Genomic DNA, 26,301 nt, shown 5'->3' with positions numbered 1-26,301 from the left:
GGGCGACCTTATCCGGGCGGCGTCGGCAGGCCCGTGGCCCCTGCGCGGTAGGCCCGCAGCCGCTCGTACGCGTCGAGCCCGTCCGGCACCCACGGCCACTCGGGAAGCCGCCGCTCCAGTTCCTCGTCGGTGAGGAAGTCGTGCCAGGCGACCTCCTCGGCCTGCGGGTCCACCGGAACCTCGCAGCGCACCTCGTACAGGTACGACCACCAGGTCCGGCCCGCTCCGCCGTCGTACAGGAACTTGAACAGCGGCTCGGGGCGGGGCAGCCCGCGGACGCCGAGCTCCTCCTCCGCCTCCCGCAGCGCCGCGTCGTCGTAGGACTCGCCCGCGCCCACGACTCCGCCGACGAACATGTCGTACAGCGACGGGAACACGAGCTTCGACGGGGTGCGGCGGTGCACGAAGATCCGGCCGGCGGCGTCCCTCGCCTGGATGAACACGCACCGGTGGCGCAGCCCTCGGGTGTAGGCCTCGCCGCGCGGGGCCTGCCCGATCACCCGGTCGTGCTCGTCGACGATGTCGAGGACCTCCGCCGCCGGGTCCGGGGCGTCAGCGGCGTTCATGGGATCGGTGGGAGGGGTCATGCGCCCATGACATCAGAACCCGGCAGGCCCCGGCGGCTCAGATCCCGGCGGCTCAGACCCCGGCCCCCGCCCGTTTCCCCTCCCGAGGGCCCGTGGTCGGCATCGCCGGGTGCATCCCCAGCAGCACGATCCCCGCCACGATCGCCGTGAGCCCGGTCGCCTGCCAGGCGAGCGCCCCGGCGTCCGTGTGCAGTTGGTCGCCCATGAAACCGACCCCGCACGCGATGCCCGCCAGCGGCTGGGCCGCCGTCAGCGCGGGCAGCGACATCCGCAGCGGCGCCATCTCGAAGGCGCTCTGCACCAGGATCAGGCCCGTGACACCGAGCACCAGGACCCCGTACGGCTGCCAGCTGGTGAGCAACCCCGACCAGCCGCCCGACGAGAACAGCTGCCCGCTCATCCGCGTCAGCGCGTCCTGCACCCCGTAGAGAAGCCCGGCCGCCACGCCGAGGAGGACCGGGGCCGAGCTCATCCGTGACTTCTTCGCGTACGCCGTGAGCAGCAGCGCGACGCCCACCATCACGCCGATGATCAGCCAGCGCCGCAGCGGGTCGGTGACCGCGTCCCCGCTGCGTGGCTCGCCCGCCACGATGAAGGCCGTCACCCCGCCCGCGAGCAGGGCCAGGCCCGACCAGCCCTGTTTGCCGAGCGACTGGCGGGTCTGATGGCGCGAGAGGGCGAGCGCGAACAGGAGGTTGGTCGCGAGCAGCGGCTCGACGAGGGAGATCTCCCCGTTGCCCAGCGCGATCGCGCCGAGCACCATGCCGCACACCATGAAACCTATGCCGCCCAGCCAGCGAGGCACCCGTACGAGGTCGAGGAGCAGGCGCGGCGACAGGAAGTCGCTCAGCGGGGCGTGCTGCGCCGCGTTCTGCTGGAGCACGAATCCGATGCCTAGACAGAAGGCCGCGGAGACGGCGAGGACGAGTACGAGAACCGACACGCTGCGCACCTCGAGAATGCAGGTATCAAGATCGGCCGTGGGTGGGTCGTGCACGGGTATATCGCCGACGATAGCGCCCCGCGGCACGCACTGCCCCGCGAGTGACCCGGTCGGCGAGGTTGACGCCGCCCACCCCTGTACCCAAGATCTGACCCACCGGTAACTTTCGAGAGGGACGGATCCCAATGACGTCGTACGACGCGGACGTGATCGTGATCGGGGCGGGCCTCGCCGGGCTCGCGGCGGTGGCGGAACTCGTGGACGCGGGCCGCAAGGTGATCCTGCTGGACCAGGAGCCGGAGCAGTCCATCGGCGGTCAGGCGCACTGGTCCTTCGGCGGGCTCTTCTTCGTCGACTCACCCGAACAGCGCCGCCTGCGGATCAAGGACAGTCACGCGCTCGCGCTCCAGGACTGGATGGGCACGGCCGGCTTCGACCGTGCCGAGGACCACTGGCCGCGCAAGTGGGCCGAGGCGTACGTCGACTTCGCAGCGGGCGAGAAGCGGTCCTGGCTGCGCGCGCAGGGCGTCCGGTTCTTCCCCGTGGTCGGCTGGGCCGAGCGAGGGGGCTACGACGCGAACGGGCACGGGAACTCGGTGCCGCGCTTCCACATCACCTGGGGGACCGGCCCCGGCCTCGTCGCGCCCTTCGAGCGCCGGGTCAGGGAAGGCGTGGCGCGCGGTCTGGTCCAGCTGAAGTTCCGGCACCGGGTCACCGGCCTGTCCCGCAGCGCCGGCGCCGTCGACACCGTCAGCGGCGAGATCCTCGAACCGTCGACCATCGAGCGCGGCCAGGGCAGCAGCCGTACGGTCACGGGCTCCTTCGAGCTCAAGGCGCAGGCGGTGATCGTCACCTCCGGCGGCATCGGCGGAAACCACGACCTGGTCCGCGCCAACTGGCCCGAGCGCCTCGGCACCCCGCCCGAGAAGATGCTCTCCGGCGTGCCCGCACACGTCGACGGCCTGATGCTCGGGATAACGGAGGGCGCGGGCGCGCACCTCATCAACCGCGACCGCATGTGGCACTACACCGAGGGCATCGAGAACTGGAACCCCATCTGGGACAAGCACGGCATCCGCATCCTGCCGGGCCCGTCCTCGCTCTGGCTCGACGCGCGCGGCGAGCGACTGCCGGTGCCGCTCTTCCCCGGCTTCGACACCCTCGGCACCCTCGACCACATCATGAAGACCGGGTACGGCTACACGTGGTTCGTGCTCAACCAGCGCATCATCGGCAAGGAGTTCACCCTCAGCGGCTCCGAGCAGAACCCCGACCTGACGGGTAAGTCGGTGCGCGGTGTCCTCGACCGGGCCCGCGCCGACGTACCGGCGCCCGTCAAGGCCTTCATGGACAACGGCGCCGACTTCGTCGTCGAGAAGGACCTCCCCGCTCTGGTGCGCGGCATGAACGCACTGGCTGAGAAGTCGGGGGGCCCGCTGATCGAAGAGGCGGACCTGCGCCGCACCCTCGTCGCCCGCGACCGCGAGATCGCCAACCCCTTCACCAAGGACCTCCAGGTGACCGCCATCCGCGGCACCCGCAAGTTCCTCGGCGACCGCCTCATCCGCACCGCGGCCCCGCACCGCATCCTCGACCCGAAGGCGGGCCCGCTGGTCGCCGTGCGCCTCAACATCCTCACCCGCAAGTCGCTCGGGGGACTTGAGACCGACCTGTCCTCGCGCGTCCTGACCGAGGGCGGTGAGCCGCTGCCGGGCGTGTACGCGGCGGGGGAGGCGGCCGGGTTCGGCGGCGGCGGAGTGCACGGCTACCGCTCCCTCGAAGGGACCTTCCTCGGCGGCTGCTTGTTCTCAGGACGCACGGCGGGCCGCGCCGCCGCCGCCGCGACCGGCTGAATCTCGCCTTGACAGCACCCCGGCCGCTTCGACGCGGTCCGGGATGCTGTCTCGTGTCACCAGGTCAACACCCCAGGTGAGAAGGGGAATTGGCGGATCACGGGGGCGAACTCGGAGGATTGTGAAACGAGTTGGTGAAGGTCATCTCATGGTCTGCCCTTGACTCGGAGTGCCCCGTGCCGCTTTGCTGTCCGTGATCACCTCAAGCAAGCCGCGTCGTAGAGGACTTCCTGCGGTGCCCCCACCCCCGCCACCACTCGGGCGTGCCCGCAAGCGGGCCGCTGCCCCGTTCGACTCCGCGCTCGACGACAGCGGCCTCGTGGCCGCCCGCGCGGCCCTCGCTCAGGGGCGCTGGACCGAGGTCAGGGAACTGATCTCGGCCACCGGCGACGACTGGGACCGCCGCGGCCACCGCATCGTCGTCCTCGCCGAGGAGCCCACGACCACCGCCTGGGTCAGGGACTGGCGCCTCGCCGAACCCGAGTCGGCCGACGCCGCCGTCCTGCTCGCCCTCGCAGCCGTGCAGCGCGCCCGAACCGGCACGTCGCGACCCGCAAAGGCCCGTGACGCCTGCCGCGAGGCGGCGGCCCTGGCACCCGCCGACCCCACGCCCTGGCTCGGACTCCTGCTCCTGGAACGGGACATGGGCCGCGAGGAAGACGTCGTCCGCCTCTTCGACGAGATCCGCCACCGCCACCCCGAGCACCACCACGCCCACCACCTGATGGTCGCCAGGCTCGCCGAACGCCGTCCCGGCGCGGGCCAGGACCCGCTCCACGAGGTGTACGACTTCGCCTCCTGGGCCGCCGAACAGGCCGGCCCCGGATCGCCGCTGGCGGTCCTGCCCGTCGTCGCGCACGCCGAGCGCTACCGCGTCCTCGCCGCCGCCGGCAGCGAACCGTCCGACCCCAAGGCGTCCGGACACTGGACGGGCCGCCGCGCCCGCCTCGTGATGAAGACCGCCTTCGACTGGTGGCTCGAATGGGGCTCTCCGGAGCGTCCCGCTCATCCGCGCTGCCGGGTCGACCTGAACTTCCTCGCCCACGCCAAGTCCTGCGAGGGCAGGCCCGCGGAGGCCGCCGCCCTGTTCCACCGCATCGGCCGGCACGCCACCGCGGCCCCCTGGTCGTACCCGGACCGGGATCCGCACGAAGCGTTCAGCGCCGCGCGCCGCGCCGCGCTCGGCACGGCCTAGGACGCCCCCAGGTATCCCCAGAAACCCGCACCAGCAGCGCTCATCCACAGGCACAGCCACAGGGAAGGGACAACCCCGCCATGACGACGGGCAGTTCGAGCACGAGCGACACGGCACGACCCCCCGCGTCCGGCGCGGGGATCAGCACCTTCAAGGGCCAGGAGAGCGCCCTGCGCGCCGGCCGCCTCGGCACCGCGGGCCTGCTGCTCTCCGTGCTGGCCGCGACGGGCCCGCTCATGGTGGTCGCCGGTGTCATGCCCACCACGTTCGCCGTGATGGGCGTCGTCGGGCAGCCGCTGCTCTTCCTCATCCTGGGCGTCGTCCTCGCCCTGTTCAGCGTCGGCTACGCCGAGATGAGCCGCCACGTCCACAACGCCGGCGCCTTCTACGCGTACATATCCCGCGGCCTCGGCCCGACCGCCGGCGCGGGCGCCGCCCTGGTCGCTCTCGTCGCCTACAGCGTTCTCCAGGTCGGCATCTACGGCATGTTCGGCTTCGAGGTGTCCAACCTCCTCGCCACCTACCTCGACCTCAGTATCGCCTGGTGGATCCCGGCGCTGATCGCCGTGCTCGCCGTCGGCGCGCTCGCCCTGCTGAAGATCGACGTGAACGCGCGCGTGCTCGGCGTACTCCTGCTCGTCGAGGTCGCGCTCGTCGTCGTCTTCGACATCGCGGCGATCGGCGACCCGGCGAAGGAGGGCCTGTCGCTGCACGCCTTCAACCCGGACACCCTCACCGGCGCGGGCGTCGGCACCGCCCTGTGCTTCTGCATCGCCGCCTTCACCGGCTTCGAGCAGGCGCCCGTGTACGCGGAGGAGACCAGCCGCCCGCACATCCTCGTACCGCGCGTGATGTTCATGGCGGTCGGCTTCGTCGCCGTCTTCTTCGCCATCAGCTCCTGGGCGCTCACCGTCGCCGCGGGACCCTCCGCGATCATCCCGACCGCGCAGAAGCAGAGCGCGGGCCTGATGTTCTTCCTGACGGAGAGCAGGCTCGGCGGCACGTTCACGGACATCGTCCATGTCCTGTTCGTCACCGGCATGTTCGCGGCGCTCCTCAGCTTCCACAACGTCGTCTCGCGCTACGCCTTCGCCATGGGCCGCGAGGGACTGCTGCCCGCGACCTTCGGCCGCACCAACAGCTCCAGCGGCGCGCCCGGCACCGGCTCCCTGCTCCAGACCGCCCTCTCCCTGATCATCGTCGTGGCGTTCGCGGTCACCGACGACGGCAAGGCGGGCGACCCTACGGCGCCCGTGCTCAAGCTCTTCACCTGGGGCGGCAACGTCGGCGCGCTCGGCATCATCCTGCTGATGGCCACCGCCTCGCTGGCCGTGATCGTCTTCTTCGTCCGGCGCGGCGCCGCGGGCGCCCAGATCTGGCGCCTGATCGCGTCGGGGATCGCCGGGATCGCGCTGCTCGTCATCGCCTTCTACACGGTCAAGGACTTCGACGTCCTCGTCGGCTCGGGCCCCGGCTCCTCCCTCAACTGGGTGCTGCCCGGCATCATCGCGCTGGCCGCCGTCATCGGCTTCGTCCACGGCGCCGTCCTGCGCGGCAGGAACCCCGAGGCGCACGCCAGGATCGGTCTCGGCAACGAGGCGTTCCAGCTGGAGAAGGCGGCCGGCGTGCCCGCCCAGAAGTGACAGAACGCTGACGAACACCCGTGGCCCCTGGTCTCAGGCGGCCACGGGTGCTCGAATCGGTGTGTGAACCCGGAAGAACCCGTACCGCCCGAGCGGGACGAACAGCGCGGCGCGCCCGTCGGCCGCCGCCTCGTCCTCGGCATGCTCGGACTCGGTGCCCTCGGCGTCGCCGCCGCGCCCACCCTCCAGCGCGGCCTCGAATCCTTCCTCGGCAGCGCCGCGGACAAGGACCCCACCGGCCTGACGGACCTCCTGCCGAACGGCGGCGGCTTCCGCTACTACTCGGTCGCCTCGTCCGTCCCGCACAGGTCGGCCGCCGACTACCGCCTCACCGTCGACGGCCTCGTCGACCGGCCCACCACCTACACGCTTCCCGCGCTGCGGGCCCTCCCGCAGACCCGGCTCGTGCGCGACGTCCAGTGCGTCACCGGATGGCGCGTGCCGGAGACCCCCTTCGAGGGCGTACGCCTCTCCGGCATCCTCGACGCGGCCGGCGTCCGGCCGTCCGCCAAGGCGCTGCGGCTGACCTGCTTCGACGGCACGTACAGCGAGAGCCTCACGCTGGCGCAGGCCCGCCGCGCCGACGTGCTCGTCGCCCTGCGCATGCAGGACAAGCCCCTCGGCCACACCCACGGCGGACCCGTCCGCCTCTACGTCGGCCCCATGTACTTCTACAAGTCGGCGAAATGGCTGTCCGGCATCACCGTCACCGACCGCGTCGAACCCGGCTACTGGGAAGAGCGCGGCTACGACGTGGACGCGTGGGTCGGCCGCTCGAACGGACGCGACGATGAACCCACCCACTGAACTCCCGGCGCGCGTAAGGCGCTTCACCCGCTCCGAGACCTGGGTCCACCGGTCCACGGCGGTTCTCATGGGCCTGTGCGTCCTGACGGCGGCCTGCCTGTACGTACCCCAGTTCGCGGAGCTCGTCGGCCGCCGCGAACTCGTGGTCAGGCTCCACGAGTGGTCCGGTCTCCTGCTGCCCGCGCCCTACCTCGCCGGCCTCGCGTCCCGCGCCTTCCGCGCCGACCTGCGCCGCCTGAACCGCTTCGCCCCGCACGACCGCACCTGGCTGCGCTCCGCCCTGCGCCGCTCCGGCCCCCGGCCCGCGGGCAAGTTCAACGCGGGCCAGAAGCTGTACGCCGGGTGGCTCGGGGGAGCGGTCCTGGTGATGCTCGGCACGGGCCTGCTCATGTGGTTCACACACATCGCACCGCTGACCTGGCGCACCGGCAGCACCTTCGTGCACGACTGGCTGTCCCTCGCGCTCGGCATCGTGATCGCCGGGCACATCGCGAAGGCGTGGGCGGACCCCGAGGCGCGGCTCGGGATGCGGACCGGATTCGTGGGGAGGCAGTGGGCCGAGCGCGAGCACGGCGAATGGCTGCCTTGACGGTGCCGCGTTACACGCCCGCGCCGAAGTCCAGCAGGACCTTGCACGCCCGCGCGCGGTCCGCGGCCAGCACGAACGCCGACTCCGCGTCCGCCACCGGGACCACCGCGCTGACCAGGTCCGCGAGCCGCGGCTCCTGGGCCAGCAGGGCCAGCGCGTCGTCGAACTCCGTGTCGAAGCGGAACGCCCCGCGCAGCTCGATCTCACGGCTGACCACGAGGTTCCCCGCGAACGGGCTCTGCCCCGGCGGCAGCATCCCGAGCTGTACGACCACACCGCCGGGCCGCACATGGCGCAGGCAGCTGTCGAGCCCGGCGGCCACCCCCGACGCCTCGACGGTCGCGTCGGCCTCGTCGGGCCAGCCCTTGTCGGCCGGGTCGTCCGCGCGCACGAGGGTGTCGGCGCCGGCGAGCCGCGCGTACCGGAGAGCTTCGGGGAGGAGGTCGGTGGCGGTCACGTGCGCCGCTCCGGCCGCCTTGGCCGCGGCGACGACGAGGCAGCCGATGGGGCCCGCGCCGGTCACGAGCACGTGCTTGCCCGCGACCGGTCCCGCCCGGTGCACCGCGTGCAGTGCCACCGCGAGGGGTTCGGCGAGGGCGGCCCGGTCGAGCGGGAGCCCGGCCGGTACGGCCCTCAACTGGTCGGCGGGGACGGCGATCCGCGCGGCGAATCCGCCCTGGACGTGCGGGGTGCGGGCCGCGCTGCCGAGGTAGCGGGTGTCGCGGCACACGTTGCGCCGCCCGTCCACGCACTCGGGGCAGGTCCCACAGGGGGTGGCGGGGTGCACGGCGACGGCCGTGCCGGGCGCGGGGCCGGTGGCTCCTTCGCCGTACGAGACGACCGTGCCCACGACCTCGTGGCCGAGCAGCATGGGTTCCTGGAGCCGGAAGTCACCGACTCCGCCGTGGCGCCAGTAGTGCAGGTCGGAGCCGCACACCCCGCCGTAGCGGACGGCGACGAGCGCCTGGCCCGGACCGGGTTCGGGGGTGGGGAGTTCGTCGACGCGCAGATCTCCCGCGCCGTGGATCACGCAGCCCAGCATCAGGTCTCCTCCAGCCATGAGGTCCTCTAGAGAACGCTCGTCATGCCGCCGTCGACGTAAAGGATCTGCCCGCTGACGAAGTCGGACGCGGGCGAGGCCAGGAACAGCGTGCCGCCGACGAGGTCGTCGGTGCGGCCCCAGCGGCCGGCGGGGGTCCTGCGGCGGACCCAGGCGCTGAACTCCTCGTCGCGGACGAGCGGCGCGGTCAGCTCGGTCTCGATGTAGCCGGGGCCGAGCCCGTTGACCTGGATCCCGGACGGGCCCCAGTCGGCGCACATGCCCTTGGTGAGCATCTTCAGGGCGCCCTTGGTGGCGGCGTAGGGCGCGATGCCGGGCCGCACGACCTCGCTCTGCAGCGAGCAGATGTTGATGATCTTTCCGTGGCCGCGTTCGACCATGCCGCGGGCCGCCTCACGGCCCACCAGGAACGCGCTCGTCAGATTGGTGTCGATCACCCGGTGCCAGTCGGCGTCGGTGAACTCCAGGAGCGGGGCACGCAGTTGCATGCCCGCGTTGTTGACGAGGATGTCGAGCGGACCCACCCGCTCCTCGATCCCGGCGACTCCGGCGGCCACGGAGGCTCCGTCCGTGACGTCGAACGCCGCGGTGTGGACCGGACCGTGTCCCGTCTGCTCCGAGAGTTCCGAGGCCGCCGCCTTGAGCGCGGCCTCGTCGCGTCCGTTGAGGACGACGGTCGCGCCGGCCTCCAGGAGGCCGCGGGCCAGGGCGAACCCGATCCCGCGGCTGGAACCGGTCACCAGGGCCGTGCGGCCGCTGATGTCGAAGAGGGGGTGGGTCATGGCTTCGTACTCCCGTGGCTAGATGACCAGTGACAGCAGCAGGACCAGGCCACCGGCGACGACCGAGATGATCGTCTCCATGACGGACCAGGTCTTGATGGTCTGCCCGACGTTCAGGCCGAAGTACTCCTTCACCAGCCAGAAGCCCGCGTCGTTCACGTGGCTGAAGAAGAGCGAGCCGGCGCCGATCGCGAGGACCAGCAGGGCCGTGTGCGCGGTCGACATGTCGGCCGCGAGCGGTGCCACGAGGCCGGCCGCCGAGATGGTCGCGACGGTGGCGGAGCCCGTGGCGAGGCGGATGACGACCGCGATCAGCCAGGCGAGCAGCAGGGCCGGGATCGACCAGTTCTTGGAGATGTCGAGGATCATCTGGCCCACGCCGGAGTCGACGAGGGTCTGCTTGAAGCCGCCGCCCGCGCCGACGATGAGGAGGACGCCCGCGATCGGGGCGAGCGACTTCTCGACGGTGGTGGACAGCTGGTCCTTGGTGAAGCCGGCCGCGCGGCCCATGGTGAACATGGCCACGATCACCGCGGCGAGCAGGGCGATCAGCGGCGAGCCGATGACGTCGAAGACGCGCTGCACGGTGTGCTCGGGCTTGTCCACGACGATGTCGACGAGCGCCTTGGCGAGCATCAGGACGACGGGGAGCAGGATCGTGGCGACGGCGGCGCGGAAGCTCGGACGCTTCTCCAGGTCGTCGGAGGCCCGTCCCGGGACCATCTTGTCCGGGGCCTGGACGTCCACCCAGCGGGCGGCGACCTTGGAGAACAGCGGACCCGCGATGATCACCGTCGGGATGGCGACGAGGACACCCAGGGCCAGCGTGACGCCGAGGTTGGCGCCGACCGCGTCGATCGCGACGAGCGGGCCGGGGTGCGGCGGGATCAGACCGTGCATGACCGACAGGCCGGCGAGGGCCGGGATGCCGATGCGCATCAGCGAGTAGTTGCCGCGCTTGGCGACCATCAGGACGACCGGGATCAGCAGCACGATGCCGACCTCGAAGAAGAGCGGCAGGCCGATCACCGAGGCGATCAGGACCATCGCCCACGGCATGGCGCGCCCGCCCGCCTTGGCGAGGATCGTGTCGACGATCTGGTCGGCGCCGCCGGAGTCGGCGAGCAGCCTGCCCAGGATCGCGCCGAGCGCGATCAGCACACCCACACCGGCCACCGTGGAACCCAGGCCCGCGGTGAAGCTGACGATGGTCTTGTCGAGCGGGGCGCCCGCGAAGGCTCCCAGGGCCAGAGAACCGATGGTCAGCGCCAGGAAGGCGTGGACCCGGAACTTCGTGATGAGCAGAACGATGACAGCGATGCCCGCGAGGACGGCGATCCCCAGCTGGGCGTGGCCCGCCGAGGTGATCGGTTCGACGGCATCCGCTGCCAGCGTCTCGACGCTGAGACTGGTCACGGCTTTTCCTTGGTGTGGGTGGGGACTTCTGGGACTACTTCAGCGACTGGCGCTGAGGGGACGGGGGCTGTCCTTCGAGGTCGGCGAGGGCCGCGACGGCCCGCTCCGTGATCTCCTCGGGGCTGCCCGACACATCGACGTCGACGCCCGCCTCGTCCGCCGCGAGCGGCTGGAGCGTGGCGAACTGCGAGTCCAGCAGGGCCGTGGGCATGAAGTGGCCCTGGCGGTGCGACATCCGGTCCTCGATGAGGGCGCGGTCACCGGTGAGGTGGACGAACACGACTCCCGGGGCCTCGGTCCTCAGCCGGTCGCGATAGCTGCGCTTGAGGGCGGAGCTGCTGACGACGCCACCGAGTCCCGCCCGTCCGTGCGCCCATGCGCCGATGGCGTCGAGCCACGGCCACCGGTCGTCGTCCGTCAGGGGGGTGCCGGCCGACATCTTGGCGATGTTCGCCGGCGGGTGGAAGTCGTCGCCCTCGGCGTACGGGACGCCGAGCCTGTCTGCGAGCAGGGGGCCGATCGTGGTCTTGCCGGTCCCTGCCACACCCATGACTACGACGACGTGGGGGGTGCGTCGTGCGTTCATCGCGTCCTCGCTGTCTTCTTCGACATCGCTGTGTCACGCCACTGAAACCTAAATGGTCGGACAAATTCAAGAGACTGTGACATAAAAGTCTGACTTTATATTCCCCCGGCCCGCCTCGTACGCTGACGTCATGACCACACAGGGCCGGGGGCTGCACGCCCACGTACTGGAGAACCTCGGCCCCGCCATCACCGCGGGGGAGTACCCACCGGGCAGCGTGCTGCGCACGGACGAGCTGGCCCAGCGCTACGAGGTGTCGCGCTCGGTCATGCGGGAGGCCGTACGGGTGCTTGAGTCGATGCACCTCGTGGAGTCCCGGCGCCGGGTCGGCGTGACCGTACGGCCCACGCAGGAGTGGAACGTCTACGACCCGCAGGTCATCCGCTGGCGGCTGGCCGGCGCCGACCGGCCGCGGCAGCTGCGCTCCCTGACGGTGCTGCGCTCCGCGGTCGAGCCGGTCGCGGCCGGACTCGCGGCGACGCAGGCCACGGCCGAGCAGTGCGCGGCGCTCACCGAGTGCGCGCTGGGCATGGTCGCCACGTCACGCGGCCATCAGCTGGAGGCGTACCTCGTCCACGACATCGAGTTCCACCGGATCGTCCTGAACGCCTCGGGCAACGAGATGTTCGCCCGCCTCGGCGACGTGGTCGCGGAGGTCCTCGCGGGCCGTACGCACCACCAGGTGATGTTCGAGGACCCGGACCCGGCGGCCGTGTCGCTCCATGTGCACGTCGCCGAGGCCGTCCGCGAGGGCGACGCGATCCGCGCGGAGGCACTCACGCGCGAGATCGCGGTGGGCGCGCTCCAGGAACTGGACATCCTCGCGCCCTGATCGAAGGGCCAGGGGCTCTACTCGATGGACAGGGGCCCTACTTGATGGACCGGGGCCCTACTCCATGAAGTCGCCGTCCACGTACACCCAGGCTCCGTCGAGCCGTGTGAACCTGCTGCGCTCGTGCAGCGAGCCGGGCCGTCCGCCGTCGGTGTAGCGGGCCCGGAACGTCACGGTGCCGGTGCTGTGGAAGGCCGTCCCCTCGCTCGTGCCCAGGATCTCCAGGCCGGTCCACTTCGTGCCCGGGTCGAAGGTGACGACCGTCGGCCGGGTGGCCGGGTGCCAGGTCCGCAGCAGATACGCGGCGTCCTTGACGGCGAAGGCGCAGTAGCGGGAGCGCATCAGGGCCTCGGCGGTGGGCGCGTTCGCCCCTCCGCAGTGGTAGCGGCCGCAGCAGGCGTCGTACGGGGAGGGGAGCCCGCAGGGGCAGGTGGGGGCGGGGGCGGGGCGTGACATGCGGACGATTCAATCAGCTCAGCCCTCGATCACCCGGCCCCCACCCCCACCGGCGCGCTAGCTCACCGCAGTTCCAGGACGCGCACGCCGTACGGGTCAAGCGCGACGTCCGTGACCGGGTCGCCCGTCCCCGCGTCGTGCAGGGTCCCGGCCGCCTGCGGGCGCACCGTCACCTCCTGCCCGGACTGGCTCACCAGCCATACGAACCGCCGCCCGTCCGCGTGGACCAGCACATCGGCCGACACGTACGGGCTCTCGACCGTCACGGGCCGCGCCACCCCGGCGACCTCGGCGAGCGCCGCGTACAGCCGGTGCGTCTGCTCCGGGTTGACGTGCGCCGTGCGGGCGGCCATGTGCTCCAGCGGATACGTCGCCAGCACGGTGCGGCCGAGGTCCGTCGCCCGCGACAGGAGCGCCGGGCGGCCGTGCGCGTCCACGGCGACGATCTCCGCCTCGCGCGCCTCGACCGGCAGGTACGCCCGGCTGTCCTCGTTGCCCGCGACCGGGAAGCGCAGGGTCTCACCGGCCCTGATGCCCCCGAAGTCCTTCGTGAACGTCATCTCCAGCACGTCGTCCTCGATCGGCTCCGCCACGCCGTACGACAGCTGCATCTCGACCCCGAACAGCCCGTCCAGGTCGTCGAACCACGGCCCGCGCGTCCCGGGGTGCTCGCCCGAGCAGAACGACAGGTAGACCGTCGCTCCCTCGGCGGCCCGCCGTGCCAGGGCGCGCCGGGTCCGCGTCGTCAACTGCCGTGTCGCGGGCAGGAGATAGAGCGACGCGTCCTCGCTGATCCCGTCCGCCTCCCGGGTGAGGCCCACGGCCAGGTCGGCGGCGCGCGCGGCGACGTACCCCTGGTGGAGCGAGGTGAAGATGAGCGGGCGGTCGGCGGGGCGGCTGTACGGGTAGCCGCGCTCCAGGAACGCGGGCACGACCAGCGCGGCCCCGGCGTCGGAGCGGCGGCAGCGCGCGAAGTCGACCTGCTCCAACACCTCGGCGAACGCGGCGAGTTCGACGAGCGGGGCCTTCGGGGCGCCCGTGCCGTCCGTGATGCCGAAGTGCATCTCGAAGGGGTGGTGGTCGTAGGGGGACCGGTCCCACAGGTCGTCGTAGTCCGTGTTGTTCCAGGCGACCCAGCCCGTCGCGCCGCCCAGCAGCGAGTTGTGCAGCGTCTGGCGGTAGTACACGCCCGCGTTCTCGGCGGAGACCGTGTCCGTCGACAGGCCGAACTCCTCCAGGACCACCGGCTGCCCGGTGACGGCCGCGAGCTCGCACTCGAAGGCGGCCCGGTAGTGCTGGCGCGGCCGGTCCGTGTCGGAGCGGTAGACGTGCGGGCCCACGAAGTCGACGTACTCGGCGGTGTCCCGCAGCGAGAAGCCGTTGTCGCGGCCCGTCACCTCGATGCCCCACGCGCCGTCGCCCAGGGAGACGGGCTGGGTGCCGCCGGCCGCGCGCACCGCGTTGCACATGGTCTGCGCCCACGCGGTGACGACGTCGCTGGAGGGCGGGTCGACCTGGTAGATCCGGCCGTAGCCCGGCATCTCGTTGGTGATCAGCCAGCCCGTGACGGCCGGGTGGTCCTTGAAGCGGCGCGTCATCTGCGACGCGAACCACGCCTGGCGGCCGACCATCCACACGTCCTCGTACAGGTCGCGGCCGCCGCGCCAGGCCGGATCCCAGTTCTCACCGGACATGTGCCCGACGATGAACGTCGGCACCGTCCCCATGCCCAACTCGGTGTGCGCATCGAGGAAGTCACGGAAGCGCTCGCACAACTCCTCGTCGATGCGGTGCGGTTCGGGGTGGAAATCGGGCCAGTAGAAGAACGAACGGGTCATGTTCAGGCCGTGCGCGCGCAGCACCTCCAGCTCCTCGCGCACCACCTTCGGGTCGTAGTCGCGCCACATCAGGGGCCCGCCGGTGCGGGACCAGAAGTTGGCGCCGAGCCAGGGCAGGACGGCCGAGTCGTGGGTGAGGTGGGCGCTGTGGCGTCGCATGGTGGTACCTAGCTCCGTTGAAATGCGGGATTTATCGAGGGGGTTGCGGGGCCGGTCGACTCGCGGACGACCAGGTGCGGGCGCCCTTCGAGCGGGGTCTCGGGGACGTCCTCGCCGCACCGGGCGAGCAGCACGCGCGCGGCGGCCGCGCCGACCCGCTGGACCTGCTGGTCGACGGTCGTCAGGCGCGGGTGCAGCCAGCTGCCGAGCGGCAGGTTGTCGTAGCCGACGACGGACAGGTCGTCCGGCACGCGCAGGCCGGCGCGCTGGGCGGTGCCGATGCCGCACACGGCCATCGAGTCGTTGGCGTACACGACCGCGGTGGGCCGCTCGGCGCGACCGATGAGCTCCTCGGTCGCGGCGACGGCGGCGGCCTCCGAGAAGTCGGTGCTCAGGACGGCGAGGGGACGGAGCCCGGCGAGGCCGAGCGTCTCCTCGAAGACGGTGCGGCGCAGCCGGGTGTGCTGGAGCTCGGCGGGACCGCAGACGTACGCGATGCGCCGGTGGCCGAGCCCGAGCAGGTGGTCGATCGCCTCGTGGACGCCCGACCCCTGATTGCCGAGGCCGACGGTGGGCACGGTGGCCTCCGGGTCGGGCGCGCCGAGCAGCACCGACGGAAGCCCGAGGCGGCGCAGCAGGGCCGGGCGCGGGTCGTCGGCCCGCGCGTCGGTGAGGACGGCCCCGTCGACCCGGCCCTCGGCGGCGAGCCGCTCGTACAGGGCGCTCTCCTCGTCGACGCCGGCGACGAGATGCAGGAGAAGTCCGTAGCCGCGCGGCGCCAACTCGCCCTCTATGCCGGTGATCAGCTCACTGAAGTGCGGGTCGGCCCCGAGCACGTCGGTGGGTCTGCGCACGACGAGCGCGAGCGTACGGGTACGGGCGCTGCGCAGCGCCGCCGCCGACGCGCTCGGAGACCAGCCGAGCTCCGCCGCCGCGTCGAGGATCCGCCGCCGGGTCGGCTCGGCGAGGCGCCCCTTGTCGTTGAACGCCTGCGACACCGCCGCCGTCGACACACCTGCCGCGGCCGCCACCGCCTTGATGGTCGGACGACCGTTCGGCCTTTTCGGCCGGGTAGTGCTCACATCTTCACCGCCCCACTGACGAGTGCCTGCTGCATCCGCTTCTGGAGCACCGTATAGACGACCCACACGGGGACGAGGGTGAGGACGGTCCCCGCGGTCAGGACGCCGTAGTCCGTGCCGGTGATGGACTTCAGCGTGGGCAGGGCCACTTGGACGGTGCGCTGCGCGGGGTCCGGGCCGACGATCACGAGGGAGTACAGGTACTCGTTCCAGAACGTCAGGAAGTTCAGGAGCAGCACCGTCGCGATGCCGGGCAGGCACATCGGCGTGTACACGTGCCGGAGCACCGCGAAGGTCGAGGCACCGTCCATGCGGGCCGCCTCCTCCATCTCCCGGGGGATGGTCCGCATGAACTGGACCAGGATCACCACCGAGAGCGGCATCGCCGTGGCCGGCAGGAACAGGATCATGAACGTGCGGGTGTGGAACAGGCCGGTGGCCGCGGCGAGCAGGAACGTCGGGAAGAGCGCCGCGAACGTCGGGATCAGGAACCCCAGCGAGAAGACGGCCTCCACCACCGAGGCGAGCCGGCCCGTCGAGCGGGCCAGCGCGAACGCCGCCGGTATCGCGAGCGCCAGCGTCAAGGCGAGGGAGAACACCGTCACCAGAGCCGAGTTGACGACGGCGAGGCCGAGGTCGGCGCTGTGGAAGGCGGTGCTGAAGTTGCCGAGGCCGAAGGACGACGGCAGCGCGAACGGGCTGGCGAAGATCTCCTCGTTCGTCTTGAACGCCGAGGCGACGAAGTAGTACAGGGGGATGACCAGGAGCACGGCGTACAGCCAGACGAGGATGTGCGCGGGCAGCCAGGACCTGCCGAGGCGGCTGTGCTTGGCGGACTTCATGGCGACGGCTCCGATCAGTGGTTCTGGCGGAACGCGCGCCGGATGGCGAGCAGTCCGACGAGCCCGGCGAGGAAGAGGAAGACCCCGACGGTCTGGCTGTAGCCGAGGTCGGCAGCGATGAACGCCTTCTGGTAGACGAGGAAGGACAGCGTCGTCGACGAGCTGCCCGGACCTCCCTGCGTCAGCAGCAGCACATGCTGCGCCGAGCCGAACAGCGTCCACAGGAACTGGAGCATCGTCACGACGCCCACATAGTCCTTGATCACCGGGAAGTGGATGCGCCACATGGTCCGCCAGTGCCCGGCCCCGTCGAGCTGTGCCGCCTCACCCAGCTCGTCCGGCACACTGCCGAGCCGCGCCGCGAACAGCACCGCCGTGAACCCGATCCCCGCCCAGATGTCCAGCGCGATCAGACAGGCGAGGGCGGTGGAGGGCGAGGCGAGCCACGCGTCGGCGACGGAACCGAGGCCGACCGCCTTCAGGCCTCCGTTGACCAGGCCGTCGGGGGAGAGGGCCGCGTAGAAGACCATCGCCTTCGCCGGGGTCGAGATCAGCCCGGGGATGAACAGCAGATAGCGGATGACCTTGTGGCCGGGCGGCTTCTGCGCGACGTAGTAGCCCAGCATGTACGCGCACACCACCATCACGGGGATGGCGACGACGAGCTGGATCGCCGTGTTGCTCACCGCGTCCCAGAACACCGGGTCGTCGAAGACCGTGCGCACGTTGTCGAACCCGGCGAACGACACCGGCTGCAGCATGCCCGGCCAGTGCAGGGCCGCCACCGCGAAGATGGCGACCAGCGGGCCGACCATGAACACGAGGTACCAGACGAGCGCGGGCAGCGCGAGGATCGTGCCGCCCTGGCGGCGCGGACGCCGGGCGGTGTCCGGGGAGGACGGGGTGGGGCGGCGGACCGCGGTCTCGCCCGCTGTCGACGTCATCGTCGTCATGAGCAACTCCCTTACGGGTGAGGAGGCAGGGGGCGGGTGGTCAGGCGCCGCGGTAGGCGGCCTCGAGCACCGAGCGGACCTGGGCCGCGCTGGTGCCGCGGGTGAAGGAGGTACTCGTCGCCGTGATCAGCGGCTGCGTCGCGGCCGGCGGGACGAAGAGGTCGGGCAGCAGCACCTGGCCCACCTCGCCGCCGAGCCGCTGCGCGGCCGCGACCAGCGGAAAGTCCGAGCTGACCGTGTCGGACCGCAGCGCCATGTCGCGCCCGGCCTCCTTGATGAACCGCGAGACGGTGTCCGGGCGGTACATGAACCGCAGGAACTTCTCGACGGCGTCGATCTTCTTCGTGCCGTTCGGGCTGACCCAGAAGCCGATCAGCGTGTACGTGCGCAGGATCGTCGGCCTGTCGTGCGCCGCGCCCGGCGCGAGCGGCCAGCCGCCCACGTCCGTGTGGCGCGCCACCGGCTCCGGCACCTTCGCGAGCGCCGACGACATCGCCGACTGCATCGCCGCGGCCTGCGTGTTGAACTGCGTCGTCATCGAGTCCGAGGTGAGGCCCTGCGCCTTGTCGGCGAACACCCCGGCGTCGCGCAGCTCCACGAAGTAGTCGATGCCCTGCCGCGCGCCCCGGCCGCCGAAGTCCCCGGTCGCGTAGACGTGCCGGGCCTCGTCCTCGGTCAGGAACGTCTGGACGATCTGTGCGAGCAGCTTCTGGCCGGTCCAGTCGTTGCCGCCGACCGTGACGGGCGCGAGGCCCTTCTTGCGCAACTTCCGTGCGGCCGCGATGAGCTGGTCCCCGGTGGCGGGGATCTCGCCGACCCCCGCCCTGTCGAGGAGCGCCCGGTTGTAGGCGACCGGCCAGTTGGTGGCGAAGTAGGGGAAGGCGCGCAGCCGTCCCTTGCCGTCGGTCCACGCGTCCAGGGCCACGGGCAGCACCCGTTCGCGCAGCCCCCAGTCGTCCAGGTAGCCCTTCACGTCCACGGTGGCCCCGACGTCGGTCCAGGCCAGCGTCTTGTCGTAGAGGTTCACCATGACGACGTCCGGCTCCTTGCGGGCCAGCCGCGAGGTCTCGTAGACCTGCGCGAGGTCGTCGCCGTTGACGAGGTTGCGCACCTTGAGGCCGGTCTCCTCGCGGAACCGGTCCAGGGCCGAGAGGTAGGTGGGGGAGCCGGGGGCCGTGGTGCCGAGCTGGCTGTGCACCACGAGCGTGTCGGGGTCGTTGTCGGCGGCGGCGAGGGCGGAGCAGCCGGACAGGGCGGAGGAGGCGGCGAGCGCGCCACCGGCGGCGAGGAATCCGCGCCGACTCATCGTCGAGGGCACAGGGGGCACAGCGGTATGTCTCCAACCGGGAGTGGTTAATCGATATACCTGTGGGAGGTGCGAGCAACGTAAGGGGCGGTGGGGGAACGGTCAACCCCCCGTTGCGCAGGGTGAAATGGGTCCGCCGCGGACACGTGCGTACCCGGGGAAAGCGTGCGCATCGGCCGAAAAAGGGACTTGTCAGACCTGTTCGGCCCGGAATGCCGCCGGTGTCACGCCCGCGTGCTGCTGGAAGAACTTGGAGAAGTTCGCCGAGTCCGCGATGCCGACCGCAACACCGATCCGGCCCACCGGCAGGTCCGTGTGGGCGAGCAGGCGCTTGGCCTCCAGGATCACCCGGCGGTCGATGAAGGCCTTCGGGGTCTGGCCCGTCGCCGCCCGCACCGCGCGGACGAGGGTGCGCCGGGAGTAGCCGAGCTCGTCGGCGTACGCGCTCACGCTGTGGTTCGTGGTGAAGCCCTGCTCGACGGCCGTGCGGAAGCGGCTGAACGTGGTGTCCGGCTGCGGCCTGCACTCGTCCGCCGCCGCCTGCGCCGACACATGGGCGACCCGCAGCATGAACGCCGTCAGGGAGTGCCGCAGTACCGACGTGTGCAGGCTGAGCGGGAGCGTCGCCGTGTCCAGGTACTCGCGCTTCAGCTGCTCCAACGAGGCGTCCAGGGCGGCGAGTTGAGCCTCGTCGGGGTGGAGCAGGGGCGGCCGGTCGTAGCGGTACAGGCCCGTCGCCTCGACGATCGCGCGTGGCAGGAAGCCGGGCTGCATGGTGAGCGCCGTGCCGACGTAGCGCTCGCTCGTCGAGAAGCCGTGCACCTGGCCGGGCCGGATCCACAGGATGTCGCCTGCGCCGACCTCGTACTCCGTGAAGTCGATCATGTGGTGGACCGGGCCCTCGCGGAAGAAGAGCAGGACGTGGAAGTCGATCCGGTGCACGCGGCGCGACAGGCCGACGCCACCCGCCCAGGGGCCCTCCGTGCCCATCGGCCCGATCTGTATTCCGACCCCGGACACGCTGGCGCTCGGGTCGAAGGGATACGTACGGATGTGCTCCGCGGCTCCCATATGTGCGCTCGGATGTGCGCCACCCTGCTCCGTCATCCACTTTCCTCGACTCAAACCGGTTCGTCCTCGTGCAGGTGTCCCATTTTCACCGAACGCTGGCGCGGGCGCACCTGCCGCGCCAAAAGTATGACCTTTAGATTCGTAGGTAGTTCGACCAGGGCTTTCGGCCCGGTCGGGCGGTGCCTTTCGGTACCTCGGATGCCATACGGATGCGAAGGAAGTCGTACAGATGAGCACGCAGACACCGGACGCCCTCGGCCCCTTCGAGTGGAGTGACCTCGACCGGCGTGCTGTCGACACCGCGCGCCTGCTCGCGGCCGACGCCGTGCAGCAGGTCGGCAACGGCCACCCCGGCACGGCGATGAGCCTGGCCCCCGCCGCGTACACCCTCTTCCAGAAGGTCATGCGGCACGACCCGGCCGACCCGGAGTGGACCGGCCGCGACCGCTTCGTCCTCTCCCCGGGCCACACCAGCCTCACCCTCTACACCCAGCTCTTCCTGTCCGGCTACGAGCTGGAGCTCGACGACCTGAAGGCGTTCCGCACCCACGGCTCGAAGACGCCCGGCCACCCCGAGTACGGCCACACCGCCGGTGTCGAGACGACGACAGGACCGCTCGGCCAGGGCGTCGCCAACGCCGTCGGCATGGCGATGGCGGCCCGCTACGAGCGCGGCCTGTTCGACCCCGAGGCCCCCGAGGGCGAGTCCCCCTTCGACCACACCATCTGGGCGATCGTCTCCGACGGCGACCTGGAGGAGGGCATCTCCGCCGAGGCGTCCTCCCTCGCCGGCCACCAGAAGCTCGGCAACCTCGTCTTCGTCTACGACGACAACCACATCTCCATCGAGGGCGACACCGCCACCGCCTTCTCCGAGGACGTCCTCAAGCGCTACGAGGCCTACGGCTGGCACGTCCAGCGCATCGAGCCCAAGGCCGACGGCGACACCGACGTGCACGCCCTGTACGAGGCCCTGGCCGCGGCGAAGGCCGACACCGGCCGCCCGTCCATCATCGCGATGCGCACGATCATCGCCTGGCCCGCCCCGAACGCGCAGAACACCGAGGCCTCCCACGGTTCCGCGCTCGGCGCCGACGAGATCGCCGCCACCAAGCGCGTCCTCGGCTTCGACCCCGAGCGGACCTTCGAGGTCGCCGACGACGTCATCGCCCACACCCGCGGCGCCCTCGACCGCGGCGCCGACGCGCACGCCGAGTGGGACAAGCGGCTCGGCGAGTGGCGCACGGCCGAGCCCGAGCGCTCCGCCCTCCTCGACCGCATCGTCGCCGGCCGCCTCCCCGAGGGCTGGGAGCAGGCGCTCCCGTCCTTCGACGAGGGCCCGAAGGTCGCGACGCGCGCCGCGTCCGGCAAGGTCCTCCAGGCGCTCGGCCCGGTCATCCCCGAGCTGTGGGGCGGCTCCGCCGACCTCGCGGGCTCGAACAACACGACCATCGACAAGGCCAGTTCGTTCCTCCCCAAGGGCAACCCGCTGCCGGAGGCCGACCCGTACGGCCGCACGATCCACTTCGGCATCCGCGAGCACTCGATGGCCGCCGAGATGAACGGCATCGCGCTGCACGGCAACACCCGTATCTACGGCGGCACGTTCCTCGTCTTCTCCGACTACATGCGCAACGCCGTCCGCCTCTCCGCCCTGATGCAGCTCCCGGTCACCTACGTGTGGACGCACGACTCCATCGGCCTGGGCGAGGACGGCCCCACGCACCAGCCCGTCGAGCACCTCGCCTCCCTGCGCGCCATCCCGGGCCTGAACATCGTCCGCCCGGCCGACGCCAACGAGACCGCCGTCGCCTGGCGCGAGATCCTGCGCCGCGGCACGACCAAGCCCGCCCCGCACGGCCTCGCCCTGACCCGCCAGGGCGTCCCCACGTACGAGCTCAACGAGCAGGCGGCGAAGGGTGGTTACGTCCTGCGCGAGGCCTCCACCGCGACGCCCGACCTGATCCTGATCGCGACCGGATCCGAGGTGCACCTCGCCGTGGCCGCCCGCGAGCAGCTGGAGACGGAGGGGATCGGCACGCGCGTCGTGTCGATGCCGTCCGTGGAGTGGTTCGAGGAGCAGTCGCAGGACTACAAGGACAGCGTCCTGCCGTCGTCCGTCAAGGCGCGCGTCGCCGTCGAGGCCGGCATCGGCCTGACCTGGTACCGCTACGTCGGCGACGCCGGCCGCATCGTCTCCCTGGAGCACTTCGGCGCCTCCGCCGACGCCGCCACGCTCTTCGCCGAGTACGGCTTCACCGCCGACAACGTCGCCGCCACGGCGCGCGAGTCCCTCTCCGCGGCCCGCGCCTGACCCGTAGGCGCCCCATAGGCACCCGTACGCACCCGTACACCCGAAGGAAGATGAAGAAGAACATGAGCAACGCCGACTCCACCGTCACGCCCCTCAAGTCCCTTGCCGGCGAAGGCGTTTCCATCTGGCTGGACGACCTGTCCCGCAAGCGCATCGAGTCCGGCAACCTCGCCGGACTGATCGAGAACAGCCACGTCGTGGGCGTCACGACGAACCCCTCGATCTTCCAGGCGGCCATCGGCTCCGGCGAGGGCTACGAGGAGCAGCTCGCCGACCTCGCCACCCGCGGCGTCACCGTCGACGAGGCGGTCCGCATGATGACCACCGCCGACGTCCGCGCCGCCGCCGACATCCTGCGCCCCGTGTACGACGCGACGCAGGGCCGCGACGGCCGCGTCTCCATCGAGGTCGACCCGCGCCTCGCCCACAACACCGAGGCCACGATCGCCGAGGCCAAGCAGCTCGCCTGGCTGGTCGACCGCCCGAACGTCATGATCAAGATTCCGGCGACGAAGGCGGGCCTCCCGGCCATCACCGAGGTCATCGGCCTCGGCATCAGCGTCAACGTCACCCTGATCTTCTCCCTCGACCGCTACAAGGCCGTCATGGACGCCTACCTCGCGGGCCTGGAGAAGGCGCAGGCCGCGGGCATCGGCCTGGCGGGCATCCACTCCGTCGCCTCCTTCTTCGTCTCGCGCGTCGACGCCGAGATCGACAAGCGCCTCGACCGGGTCGGCACCGATGAGGCCAAGTCCCTCAAGGGCAAGGCCGCCCTCGCCAACGCCCGTCTCGCGTACGAGGCGTACGAAGAGGTCTTCGCCTCCGAGCGGGCGAGCAGGCTGGAGGCCGCCGGCGCCAACAAGCAGCGCCCGCTGTGGGCCTCCACCGGCGTCAAGGACCCTGCGTACAAGGACACCCTGTACGTCGACGAGCTCGTCGCCCCGGGCACGGTCAACACCATGCCGGAGGCCACCCTGAAGGCCACCGCCGACCACGGCGTGATCACGGGTGACACGGTGACGGGCGGCTACGAGCAGGCCCGCGCCGACCTCAAGGCCGTCGACGCGCTCGGCATCTCCTACGACGAGGTCGTCCAGCAGCTCGAGGACGAGGGCGTCGCCAAGTTCGACGTCGCGTGGAACGACCTGCTCGGCACCGTCGCGAACCGCCTCGCCGGCAAGGGGGCGCAGGCCAAGTGAGCACCACTGCTTGGCAGAACCCGCTGAGGGACCCCCGCGACCGCCGCCTGCCGCGCATCGCGGGCCCCTCCGGTCTCGTCATCTTCGGCGTCACCGGCGACCTGTCCCGCAAGAAGCTGATGCCGGCGGTCTACGACCTCGCCAACCGCGGACTGCTGCCGCCGGGCTTCTCGCTGGTCGGCTTCGCCCGCCGCGAATGGGAGGACCAGGACTTCGCCCAGGTCGTCCACGACGCGGTGCGCGAGCACTCCCGCACGGAGTTCCGCGAGGAGGTCTGGCAGCAGCTCGTCGAAGGCATGCGCTTCATCCCCGGCGACTTCGACGACGACGAGGCGTTCAAGCAGCTGCGCGAGGCCGTCGAGGACCTCGACGAGAAGCGCGGCACGAGCGGCAATTACGCCTTCTACCTCTCCGTGCCCCCGAAGTTCTTCCCGCAGGTCGTGCAGCAGCTCAAGAAGCACGGCCTCGCCGACGGACCCGAGGGCTCCTGGCGCCGCGCCGTCATCGAGAAGCCGTTCGGCCACGACCTGGCCAGCGCCCGCGAACTCAACGCGATCGTGCACGACGTCTTCGACTCCGACCAGGTCTTCCGCATCGACCACTACCTCGGCAAGGAGACCGTCCAGAACATCCTGGCCCTCCGCTTCGCCAACCAGATGTACGAACCCATCTGGAACCGGAGTTACGTCGACCACGTGCAGATCACGATGGCCGAGGACATCGGCATCGGCGGCCGCGCCGGCTACTACGACGGCATCGGCGCCGCCCGCGACGTCATCCAGAACCACCTCCTCCAGCTCATGGCGCTGACCGCCATGGAGGAACCGGCTTCCTTCGACGCCGAGTCGCTCCTCACCGAGAAGCTCAAGGTCCTCAAGTCGGTGCGGCTGCCCGAGAACCTCGGCGAGCACACCGTCCGCGCCCAGTACGCGGCCGGCTGGCAGGGCGGTGAGAAGGTCCCGGGCTACCTCCAGGAAGACGGCATCGACCCCAAGTCGAAGACCGACACCTACGCGGCCATCAAGCTGGAGGTCGACAACCGCCGCTGGGCCGGCGTCCCCTTCTACCTGCGCACCGGCAAGCGCCTCGGCCGCCGCGTCACCGAGATCGCCGTCGTCTTCCAGCGCGCCCCGCACTCCCCCTTCGACTCCACCGCCACGGAGGAACTCGGCCAGAACGCGATCGTCATCCGCGTCCAGCCCGACGAGGGCATGACCGTACGCTTCGGCTCCAAGGTCCCGGGTACGTCGATGGAGATCCGGGACGTGTCGATGGACTTCGCCTACGGCGAGTCCTTCACCGAGTCCAGCCCGGAGGCGTACGAACGGCTCATCCTGGACGTCCTGCTCGGCGACGCCAACCTCTTCCCCCGCACGGAGGAGGTGGAGGAGTCCTGGAAGATCCTCGACCCGATCGAGGGCCACTGGGACACCCACGGCCGGCCCGCGCAGTACGCCTCGGGAAGCTGGGGCCCGAAGGAAGCGGACGAGATGCTCGCACGAGACGGACGGAGCTGGCGCAGGCCATGAAGATCGACCTCACCGACACGACGGCAAGCAAGGTCAACAAGGCCTTGGTGGAAGGCCGCAGGGCGATTGGCACCCCGGCCGTGGGCATGGTCCTCACGATGGTCATCGTGACCGACGAGGAGAACGCCTACGACTCCATCAAGGCCGCCGAGGAGGCCTCCCGTGAGCACCCCTCGCGCACCCTCGTCGTGATCAAGCGGCACGCCCGCTCGCCCCGCGACCGCCAGGGCAACCGCCTCGACGCCGAGGTCAGGGTCGGCGCGGACGCCGGCACCGGCGAGACCGTCCTGCTGCGCCTGTACGGCGAGGTCGGCCAGCACGCCGACTCCGTCGTCCTGCCGCTGATGCTCCCGGACGCGCCCGTCGTCGTCTGGTGGCCCGTCGACGCCCCCGAGTTTCCCGCCAAGGACCCTCTGGGAGCGCTCGCCCAGCGCCGCATCACCGACACGTACGCCGTCGAGGACCCGCTGTCCGCGCTGGCCGCCCGCGCGGCCTCGTACGCCCCCGGCGACACCGATCTGGCCTGGACCCGCCTCACCCCGTGGCGCTCCATGCTCGCCGCCGCCCTCGACCAGGCGGGTGCCGAGATCATCTCGGCGGCCGTCGAGAGCGAGGCCGAGAACCCCAGCGCCGAGCTGCTCGCCCGCTGGCTGGGCGCCCGCCTCGGCGTGCCCGTCGAGCGCGTCACCACCGCGGGCCCGGTCATCACCGCCGTCCGCCTCGGCACGGCCGCCGGCGAGATCCGTATCGACCGTCCCGAGGGCCCCCTCGCGCAGCTCACCCTGCCCGGCCAGCCGCAGCGCACCCTGGCCCTCAAGGTCCGCACCACCTCCGAGCTGATCGCCGAAGAACTCCGCCGCCTCGACGCGGACGAGATGTACGCCATCGCCCTGCGCGGCGACGGCACCAAGGAGCGCGTTCAACATGCCTGACACCACCCCGCACCTCACGGTCCGCCCCCAGTGGACGGCCCTGTCGGACCACCGCGCGAAGCAGCGCCAGGTCCACCTGCGGGATCTGTTCGCCACCGACCCGGACCGCGCCGGGCGCTACAACGTCCAGGTCGGCGATCTGCACATCGACTACTCCAAGCACCTGATCACGGACGAGACGCTCGCCCTGCTCCAGGAACTGGCCACCGCCACCGACGTGTTCGGGCAGCGCGACGCCATGTTCCGCGGCGAGAAGATCAATACGACGGAGGGCCGGGCCGTTCTGCACACGGCGCTGCGGGCTCCGCGTGACACGGTGATCGAGGT

The 26,301-nt window shown here is 71.2% G+C and carries 23 protein-coding genes and 1 pseudogene; 11 read left to right on the top strand and 13 right to left on the bottom strand.

Annotation, left to right across the window (positions count from 1 at the left end):
* Positions 1 to 8 precede the first annotated feature (8 nt).
* Both ACIPWY_RS33355 and ACIPWY_RS33350 read right to left on the bottom strand, forming a co-directional pair.
* Positions 9 to 566, bottom strand: coding sequence for an NUDIX domain-containing protein (locus tag ACIPWY_RS33355; RefSeq protein ID WP_362908819.1), 558 nt, complete (start codon positions 564 to 566; stop codon positions 9 to 11).
* Between the two features lie 73 nt (positions 567 to 639).
* On the bottom strand, positions 640 to 1,530 hold the full coding sequence (locus ACIPWY_RS33350) for a DMT family transporter (RefSeq protein WP_362908737.1): 891 nt from the start codon (positions 1,528 to 1,530) through the stop codon (positions 640 to 642).
* Positions 1,531 to 1,715: 185 nt separating this feature from the next.
* Here ACIPWY_RS33350 and ACIPWY_RS33345 point away from each other — a divergent pair, with 185 nt between their 5' ends.
* From ACIPWY_RS33345 to ACIPWY_RS33325, 5 genes are all read left to right on the top strand, one after another.
* Positions 1,716 to 3,383 carry an FAD-binding dehydrogenase gene (locus ACIPWY_RS33345; protein ID WP_401536270.1) on the top strand — a complete coding sequence of 556 codons (1,668 nt, stop codon included), beginning with the start codon at positions 1,716 to 1,718 and terminating at the stop codon, positions 3,381 to 3,383.
* Positions 3,384 to 3,618: 235 nt separating this feature from the next.
* The gene (locus ACIPWY_RS33340; RefSeq protein ID WP_401536268.1) at positions 3,619 to 4,578 is read left to right on the top strand and encodes a hypothetical protein; all 960 of its coding nucleotides are present in this window, start codon (positions 3,619 to 3,621) and stop codon (positions 4,576 to 4,578) included.
* An 80-nt stretch (positions 4,579 to 4,658) separates the two neighbouring features.
* The gene (locus tag ACIPWY_RS33335; protein ID WP_401536266.1) at positions 4,659 to 6,221 is read left to right on the top strand and encodes an APC family permease; all 1,563 of its coding nucleotides are present in this window, start codon (positions 4,659 to 4,661) and stop codon (positions 6,219 to 6,221) included.
* A gap of 141 nt (positions 6,222 to 6,362) precedes the next feature.
* Complete coding sequence (locus ACIPWY_RS33330) at positions 6,363 to 7,028, top strand: molybdopterin-dependent oxidoreductase (RefSeq protein ID WP_362908818.1); 666 nt, start codon at positions 6,363 to 6,365, stop codon at positions 7,026 to 7,028.
* Positions 7,012 to 7,617, top strand: a complete 606-nt coding sequence (locus ACIPWY_RS33325; protein WP_362908733.1) for a cytochrome b/b6 domain-containing protein — start codon at positions 7,012 to 7,014, stop codon at positions 7,615 to 7,617. Before ACIPWY_RS33330 ends, ACIPWY_RS33325 begins: the two co-directional genes overlap by 17 nt.
* Positions 7,618 to 7,627: 10 nt before the next feature.
* Here ACIPWY_RS33325 and ACIPWY_RS33320 read toward each other — a convergent pair whose 3' ends face one another.
* The 4 genes from ACIPWY_RS33320 to ACIPWY_RS33305 are packed head-to-tail and all read right to left on the bottom strand — an operon-like array spanning position 7,628 to position 11,461.
* Positions 7,628 to 8,659, bottom strand: a complete 1,032-nt coding sequence (locus tag ACIPWY_RS33320) for an L-idonate 5-dehydrogenase (protein WP_401536342.1) — start codon at positions 8,657 to 8,659, stop codon at positions 7,628 to 7,630.
* A gap of 26 nt (positions 8,660 to 8,685) precedes the next feature.
* Positions 8,686 to 9,459, bottom strand: a complete 774-nt coding sequence (locus tag ACIPWY_RS33315) for an SDR family oxidoreductase (protein WP_393704830.1) — start codon at positions 9,457 to 9,459, stop codon at positions 8,686 to 8,688.
* An 18-nt stretch (positions 9,460 to 9,477) separates the two neighbouring features.
* Positions 9,478 to 10,875 carry a gluconate:H+ symporter gene (locus ACIPWY_RS33310; protein WP_393704832.1) on the bottom strand — a complete coding sequence of 466 codons (1,398 nt, stop codon included), beginning with the start codon at positions 10,873 to 10,875 and terminating at the stop codon, positions 9,478 to 9,480.
* A 34-nt stretch (positions 10,876 to 10,909) separates the two neighbouring features.
* Positions 10,910 to 11,461 carry a gluconokinase gene (locus tag ACIPWY_RS33305; protein ID WP_393704834.1) on the bottom strand — a complete coding sequence of 184 codons (552 nt, stop codon included), beginning with the start codon at positions 11,459 to 11,461 and terminating at the stop codon, positions 10,910 to 10,912.
* A gap of 130 nt (positions 11,462 to 11,591) precedes the next feature.
* Between ACIPWY_RS33305 and ACIPWY_RS33300 the strand changes: the two genes are divergently transcribed.
* A complete protein-coding gene (locus ACIPWY_RS33300) occupies positions 11,592 to 12,293 on the top strand; it encodes an FCD domain-containing protein (protein ID WP_362908728.1) in 702 nt (233 codons plus the stop codon).
* A gap of 57 nt (positions 12,294 to 12,350) precedes the next feature.
* Here the strand turns inward: ACIPWY_RS33300 and ACIPWY_RS33295 are convergent, their stop codons facing one another.
* From ACIPWY_RS33295 to ACIPWY_RS33265, 7 genes are all read right to left on the bottom strand, one after another.
* Complete coding sequence (locus ACIPWY_RS33295; RefSeq protein ID WP_362908727.1) at positions 12,351 to 12,749, bottom strand: YchJ family protein; 399 nt, start codon at positions 12,747 to 12,749, stop codon at positions 12,351 to 12,353.
* Positions 12,750 to 12,811: 62 nt separating this feature from the next.
* Positions 12,812 to 14,746, bottom strand: a complete 1,935-nt coding sequence (locus ACIPWY_RS33290) for a cellulase family glycosylhydrolase (RefSeq protein WP_393704836.1) — start codon at positions 14,744 to 14,746, stop codon at positions 12,812 to 12,814.
* 8 nt (positions 14,747 to 14,754) lie between these two features.
* On the bottom strand, positions 14,755 to 15,777 hold the full coding sequence (locus ACIPWY_RS33285) for a LacI family DNA-binding transcriptional regulator (protein ID WP_393704838.1): 1,023 nt from the start codon (positions 15,775 to 15,777) through the stop codon (positions 14,755 to 14,757).
* A gap of 47 nt (positions 15,778 to 15,824) precedes the next feature.
* Positions 15,825 to 16,670: a carbohydrate ABC transporter permease gene (locus ACIPWY_RS33280; RefSeq protein ID WP_362908724.1), complete on the bottom strand. Its 846-nt coding sequence runs from the start codon at positions 16,668 to 16,670 to the stop codon at positions 15,825 to 15,827.
* A 14-nt stretch (positions 16,671 to 16,684) separates the two neighbouring features.
* Positions 16,685 to 17,623, bottom strand: a complete 939-nt coding sequence (locus ACIPWY_RS33275) for a carbohydrate ABC transporter permease (RefSeq protein ID WP_393704840.1) — start codon at positions 17,621 to 17,623, stop codon at positions 16,685 to 16,687.
* A gap of 40 nt (positions 17,624 to 17,663) precedes the next feature.
* A complete protein-coding gene (locus tag ACIPWY_RS33270; RefSeq protein ID WP_393704859.1) occupies positions 17,664 to 18,941 on the bottom strand; it encodes an ABC transporter substrate-binding protein in 1,278 nt (425 codons plus the stop codon).
* A gap of 180 nt (positions 18,942 to 19,121) precedes the next feature.
* On the bottom strand, positions 19,122 to 20,036 hold the full coding sequence (locus tag ACIPWY_RS33265) for an AraC family transcriptional regulator (protein ID WP_362908722.1): 915 nt from the start codon (positions 20,034 to 20,036) through the stop codon (positions 19,122 to 19,124).
* 193 nt (positions 20,037 to 20,229) lie between these two features.
* Here ACIPWY_RS33265 and tkt point away from each other — a divergent pair, with 193 nt between their 5' ends.
* From tkt to ACIPWY_RS33240, 5 genes and pseudogenes are all read left to right on the top strand, one after another.
* Entirely contained in the window at positions 20,230 to 22,314 is a 2,085-nt protein-coding gene (gene tkt, locus ACIPWY_RS33260) for a transketolase (protein ID WP_401536259.1), read from the top strand.
* A 62-nt stretch (positions 22,315 to 22,376) separates the two neighbouring features.
* Complete coding sequence (gene tal / locus ACIPWY_RS33255) at positions 22,377 to 23,513, top strand: transaldolase (protein WP_393704845.1); 1,137 nt, start codon at positions 22,377 to 22,379, stop codon at positions 23,511 to 23,513.
* Entirely contained in the window at positions 23,510 to 25,042 is a 1,533-nt protein-coding gene (gene zwf / locus ACIPWY_RS33250; RefSeq protein ID WP_362908719.1) for a glucose-6-phosphate dehydrogenase, read from the top strand. The genes tal and zwf overlap by 4 nt, the downstream gene beginning before the upstream one ends.
* Complete coding sequence (gene opcA / locus ACIPWY_RS33245) at positions 25,039 to 25,974, top strand: glucose-6-phosphate dehydrogenase assembly protein OpcA (RefSeq protein ID WP_362908718.1); 936 nt, start codon at positions 25,039 to 25,041, stop codon at positions 25,972 to 25,974. Before zwf ends, opcA begins: the two co-directional genes overlap by 4 nt.
* A pseudogene (locus tag ACIPWY_RS33240) lies at positions 25,967 to 26,301 on the top strand (glucose-6-phosphate isomerase); the annotation flags it as partial. The gene opcA and the pseudogene ACIPWY_RS33240, both read left to right, overlap by 8 nt.

The sequence above is a fragment of the Streptomyces sp. NPDC090032 genome (genome assembly GCF_044748025.1).
Lineage (GTDB): Bacteria > Actinomycetota > Actinomycetes > Streptomycetales > Streptomycetaceae > Streptomyces.
The sequence above is the reverse complement of the archived record's forward strand: the minus strand, read 5'-3'. Positions and strand labels throughout refer to the sequence as shown.

Bases quoted from the DNA above. Each gene is read 5' to 3' on its own strand.
- ACIPWY_RS33355 (WP_362908819.1), bottom strand. From the start codon at position 566: ATGAACGCCGCTGACGCCCCGGACCCGGCGGCGGAGGTCCTCGACATC.
- ACIPWY_RS33345 (WP_401536270.1), top strand. From the start codon at position 1,716: ATGACGTCGTACGACGCGGACGTGATCGTGATCGGGGCGGGCCTCGCC.
- ACIPWY_RS33335 (WP_401536266.1), top strand. From the start codon at position 4,659: ATGACGACGGGCAGTTCGAGCACGAGCGACACGGCACGACCCCCCGCG.
- ACIPWY_RS33330 (WP_362908818.1), top strand. From the start codon at position 6,363: ATGCTCGGACTCGGTGCCCTCGGCGTCGCCGCCGCGCCCACCCTCCAG.
- ACIPWY_RS33325 (WP_362908733.1), top strand. From the start codon at position 7,012: ATGAACCCACCCACTGAACTCCCGGCGCGCGTAAGGCGCTTCACCCGC.
- ACIPWY_RS33320 (WP_401536342.1), bottom strand. From the start codon at position 8,659: ATGCTGGGCTGCGTGATCCACGGCGCGGGAGATCTGCGCGTCGACGAA.
- ACIPWY_RS33315 (WP_393704830.1), bottom strand. From the start codon at position 9,459: ATGACCCACCCCCTCTTCGACATCAGCGGCCGCACGGCCCTGGTGACC.
- ACIPWY_RS33305 (WP_393704834.1), bottom strand. From the start codon at position 11,461: ATGAACGCACGACGCACCCCCCACGTCGTCGTAGTCATGGGTGTGGCA.
- ACIPWY_RS33300 (WP_362908728.1), top strand. From the start codon at position 11,592: ATGACCACACAGGGCCGGGGGCTGCACGCCCACGTACTGGAGAACCTC.
- ACIPWY_RS33295 (WP_362908727.1), bottom strand. From the start codon at position 12,749: ATGTCACGCCCCGCCCCCGCCCCCACCTGCCCCTGCGGGCTCCCCTCC.
- ACIPWY_RS33290 (WP_393704836.1), bottom strand. From the start codon at position 14,746: ATGCGACGCCACAGCGCCCACCTCACCCACGACTCGGCCGTCCTGCCC.
- ACIPWY_RS33280 (WP_362908724.1), bottom strand. From the start codon at position 16,670: ATGAAGTCCGCCAAGCACAGCCGCCTCGGCAGGTCCTGGCTGCCCGCG.
- ACIPWY_RS33275 (WP_393704840.1), bottom strand. From the start codon at position 17,623: ATGACGACGATGACGTCGACAGCGGGCGAGACCGCGGTCCGCCGCCCC.
- ACIPWY_RS33265 (WP_362908722.1), bottom strand. From the start codon at position 20,036: ATGACGGAGCAGGGTGGCGCACATCCGAGCGCACATATGGGAGCCGCG.
- tkt (WP_401536259.1), top strand. From the start codon at position 20,230: ATGAGCACGCAGACACCGGACGCCCTCGGCCCCTTCGAGTGGAGTGAC.
- tal (WP_393704845.1), top strand. From the start codon at position 22,377: ATGAGCAACGCCGACTCCACCGTCACGCCCCTCAAGTCCCTTGCCGGC.
- opcA (WP_362908718.1), top strand. From the start codon at position 25,039: ATGAAGATCGACCTCACCGACACGACGGCAAGCAAGGTCAACAAGGCC.